Here is a 3,763-nt window from a genome sequence, read left to right on the forward strand (position 1 = left end):
GCAAAGCGTTCGCCCAGCACCAGCGGGCGTTGCAGGCCCATCAGCATCAGGTGCAGGGGCTGGCCGTGGCGCAGGGATACCGTGGTTTTGGCAGGCAGATCAATCGCCTCGATGGGGCGCATGCGCATCACGCCGTCATCGACCTGCATGCGGTGCAGCTCCACCGATTGCGCGATGGGCGTGCTGGCCGACAGCAGGCGGTCGGGTTCGGCACCGGTGTTTTCAATGGCGCGGAAATACACCGCCCCATTGGCCATGCCCGCGCCCGTGGGCGTGGCATAGGGGTGGTCTATGCGCAGCGTGCCGTGCTTGAAGTCGTGCGCCGCCGCTGGCAAGGCCAGCGCCAAACCCAGCAAAGCCGAACCGACCAGCCAGGTGCGCCGGGACAAGGGAGATACCGTGTGGAGTGAAGTCATTCAAAAATCCTTGGCGCATGCTTGCGCGCGCACCAGCCGGTACGGGGGCCGCTGCCATTGCAGTCAACGCGCCCCTGCACCACGCCAGCACGGGCCAGCACCGCAGAAAAAAATCAAGAAACGCGAAGCGGTTCAAACCCCGCGCAGAGGCCGCAGGCACCACGGTGCCTGTCAGCCATGCGGCGGCACCGGCACAGCGACCGAAGGGTCACGGCCTGGCCACCTGCGTGCGGGCAGGGCCAGCCTGCGCACACGCACCCCACTGGCGTGGGGCAGCGCCAAGGCAGGGGGCATCCGTGCGGGCCACACCTGCAAAGTAGGCAGCAGCGCACACCAGGCAACCAGCCTGCGGTTTGGCAAAAAATCAGAGGGAGTGCGGGGGGCCGCGCGCTGGCAGGGGCGGCGCGGTCAGGGCGGCGATGCGGGCTGCCACCTGGGGTTTCAGCCGGTACGCCAAAGGCTGGTGCAGCAGCGCCAGCGGTTGTGTTGCCGGGGGAGGCGCATGGGCAGTACTGCACAGCGGACAGTCCAGCGTGAGGCTGCCGACGCTTTCGGCCCCATCGCTGTTGGTGGCGACCAGCTTCATGCCGCCGCCGGTGGTGCAGACCAGCTCCAGGCCACCTTGCATGCCCGCCAGCGGCGAGGCCACCGCGGCCGTCAGCGTCAGCGCAAACCACACCAGCATCCAGCGGACAAGGTGGTGGGCGTGGCGCAGGGCGTGCATGGGGCGCGATTATGGACATGGGGCATGGCAAAAGGCAACCGGGCTCCAGCGGGGGGGGTGCTGCACAATCGGCGGACATGAACCGCAGACACCTACTCCTCTCGTGCGCCGCTACTGCGCTGACACTGTCTTCTTCGTTGGCGCTGGCGCAGGATGCTGGCAAGCCCATCCGCCTGGTCGTTCCCTATGCCCCCGGCGGCCCGCTGGACGTTACCGCCCGCGCCTTGGCCGAGCGTGTACAAGCCACCCTGGGCACCGTCATCGTGGACAACAAACCCGGCGCGGGCGGTAACATCGGCGCTGACTTTGTCGCCAAAGCCGCACCCGATGGCCTGACCATTGGCCTGGCGGCCACGGCCACGCACGCCGTCAACCCCTGGCTCTACAAGCGCATACCGTTTGATGCGGCCAAGGACTTCGCTGGCATCACGCAAATGGTGCGCGTGCCCAACGTGGTGGTGGTGAACGCCGACAAAGCCGAGCGCCTGAAAATCAAAACCGTGGCCGACCTGATCGCCTACGCCAAGGCCCACCCGGGACAACTGAACTACGGCAGCGGCGGCAATGGCAGCGCAGGCCACCTGGCAGGTGAGATGTTCAAGCAGCGCGCGGGCATCTACGCACTGCACATTCCCTACCGGGGCGCCAACCCGGCGCAGCTGGCGCTGCTGGCGGGCGAGGTGGATTTCAACATCGACAACCTGGCCGCCGCAGCGCCCAACATCCGCGCAGGCAAGCTCAAGGCGCTGGCGGTCACGTCGTTGCAAACCAGTCCGATGCTGCCGGGCGTTCCTGCGCTGTCCGCTACCTTCCCAGGCTTTGCCATCGACACCTGGTGGGGCCTGGTGGCACCGGCGGACACCCCCAAGGCCGTGATTGACAAGCTGAACGAGGCTTTCACCGCCGCGCTCAAGGCCCCTGAAACCAACACCCGCTTCGCCGCACTGATGGCCGAGCCCGTGCCAACCACCCCAGCCCAGTTCGACGCCCTGATGGCCGCCGAACGCGCCAAGTACGAACAAGTGGTGAAAGCCTCCGGCGCTACGGTCGATTGAGGGCACGCACCGTTCGGTTCGAAGCTTTTTTGGCTTCTAAGCCGCACAGGGCTTGCGCTAGCAGCTCTCTTTTCAGGAGCAAGAATCCGGTACTGATGCGCTATCGGCCCAGTCCGGGCCGTGGGCGAGCGCAATGGCCTGCGCCTGCACCGCCTGCAATTGCGCGCTCTTGACCCGCTCGGGCGCCAGTTCGGCCAGCGGCAGCAGCACAAAGGCGCGCTCGTGCAGGCGCGGATGGGGCACGGTGAGCGTGGGGCTGGCGATGCGCTCATCGCCCCAGAGCAGGATGTCCAAGTCCAGCGTGCGCGGCGCGTTGCGGTAGGGGCGCTGGCGGCCCGCTTCCAGCTCAATGGCTTGCAGCGCGGCCAACAGCGCCAGCGGCGCCAGCGTGGTGGTGATGGCGGCCACGGCGTTGAGGTAGTCGGGCCCGCCTGCGTCCACGGGCGCGCTGCGGTAGAGCGAGGAGGTGCGCAGCACCCGCGTGCCCGGCAGCGCAGCCATGGCCTGCACGGCATGGCGCAGGGCGCTGGCCCGCTCGCCCAGGTTGGCGCCCAGACCAATCCAGACAGGGACGGGGTCAGCGTCTGAACCCACAGGATGGGGTGGTGCAGGGCGGGTCAACACGGCGCGGGCCTGGGTTACAGCGCCATCGGCTCAATCGGCGCCGCCGGGTGCACCCGCAGCCCCACCACCTTCGCCACCACCGGGCTTGCGCCGACGGCGGCGGCGTTTTTTCGGTGCATCCGCGTCGGCGTACTCGCCAGCCACGGTGGCGTCATCAGCAGGCGCAGCGCCATCGGCGGCGGGGCCACGCGCAGGTGCGGCCTTGGGCACGCGGCGCACCACGGGCTGGGCGACGCGCTGGCGGGCCTTTTGCTCTTCGCGGGCTTGCTCCAGCAGGTCGTAGCGCTGGTTTTCATCGGCGGTGCTGAACTCTTGCCACCACTCGGCCAGCGCCTCATCGATTTCGTTGACTTCAGCGCGCAGGCGCAAAAAGTCGAACCCGGCGCGAAAGCGCAGCTGCGCCACCATGCTCTCGGGGATGCGGCCCGTGCGCTTTTCAAAGCGCGGCTGCATGACCCAGATTTCGCGCATGTCGGCGGCCAGCTTGCCGCGCCCGGAAACGTCGCCAATGCGCAGGTCAAACACCGCGTCGATGGCCTCTTGCAGCGCAGGCAGCGGGTGCTCGCCCGCTTGCAGGCGGCGATCCCAGCCCTCGCGCACGTCTTGCCACAGCACGCAGGCCAGCAAAAAGCTGGGCGCTACGGGCTTGCCTTCGCCCACGCGGCGGTCGGTGTCGGTCAGGGCAGCGCGCACAAAGGCGGTGTCGGCGCGCTCGACCACCACGTCCAGCAGCGGGTAAATGCCGCGCGAGAGGCCGAGTTTTTTCAGCTGCTCGATGGTGGCAATGGCGTGGCCGGTTTGCAGCAGTTTGAGCATCTCGTCAAACATGCGGCTTTGCGGCACATCGGCCAGCAGGCGCTGCGAGTCGACCAGCGGCGCGGAGGTTTTGGCGTCCAGCGTAAAGCCCAGGGCACTGAGCTTGGCGGCAAAGCGCACGGCGCGGA

General features: G+C 67.9%; 5 protein-coding genes. 1 reads left to right on the plus strand and 4 read right to left on the minus strand.

What is annotated here, in order from left to right:
- Both PHX69_RS15655 and PHX69_RS15660 read right to left on the minus strand, forming a co-directional pair.
- Nucleotides 1-416: copper chaperone PCu(A)C (locus PHX69_RS15655; protein ID WP_288045003.1), on the minus strand; the 416-nt coding region annotated here is incomplete at its 3' end.
- Nucleotides 417-780: 364 nt separating this feature from the next.
- Nucleotides 781-1,140: a DUF2946 family protein gene (locus PHX69_RS15660; protein ID WP_119012976.1), complete on the minus strand. Its 360-nt coding sequence runs from the start codon at nt 1,138-1,140 to the stop codon at nt 781-783.
- A gap of 77 nt (nt 1,141-1,217) precedes the next feature.
- Here PHX69_RS15660 and PHX69_RS15665 point away from each other — a divergent pair, with 77 nt between their 5' ends.
- A complete protein-coding gene (locus tag PHX69_RS15665; protein ID WP_288045007.1) occupies nt 1,218-2,195 on the plus strand; it encodes a Bug family tripartite tricarboxylate transporter substrate binding protein in 978 nt (325 codons plus the stop codon).
- Between the two features lie 72 nt (nt 2,196-2,267).
- Here the strand turns inward: PHX69_RS15665 and folK are convergent, their stop codons facing one another.
- Together folK and PHX69_RS15675 are read right to left on the minus strand one after the other, a co-directional pair.
- Nucleotides 2,268-2,819: a 2-amino-4-hydroxy-6-hydroxymethyldihydropteridine diphosphokinase gene (folK, locus tag PHX69_RS15670; protein ID WP_502958551.1), complete on the minus strand. Its 552-nt coding sequence runs from the start codon at nt 2,817-2,819 to the stop codon at nt 2,268-2,270.
- Nucleotides 2,820-2,849: 30 nt separating this feature from the next.
- A partial coding sequence (locus PHX69_RS15675; RefSeq protein ID WP_502958552.1) for a tRNA nucleotidyltransferase/poly(A) polymerase-related protein occupies nt 2,850-3,763 on the minus strand: 914 nt, incomplete at its 5' end.

Source organism: Simplicispira sp., assembly GCF_028687295.1.
Classification (GTDB): Bacteria; Pseudomonadota; Gammaproteobacteria; order Burkholderiales; family Burkholderiaceae_C; genus Simplicispira; species Simplicispira metamorpha.

What these genes read in the sequence shown, in the direction of transcription:
- PHX69_RS15665 (WP_288045007.1), top strand. Translation starts at nt 1,218, where the DNA reads ATGAACCGCAGACACCTACTCCTCTCGTGCGCCGCTACTGCGCTGACA.
- PHX69_RS15660 (WP_119012976.1), bottom strand. Translation starts at nt 1,140, where the DNA reads ATGCACGCCCTGCGCCACGCCCACCACCTTGTCCGCTGGATGCTGGTG.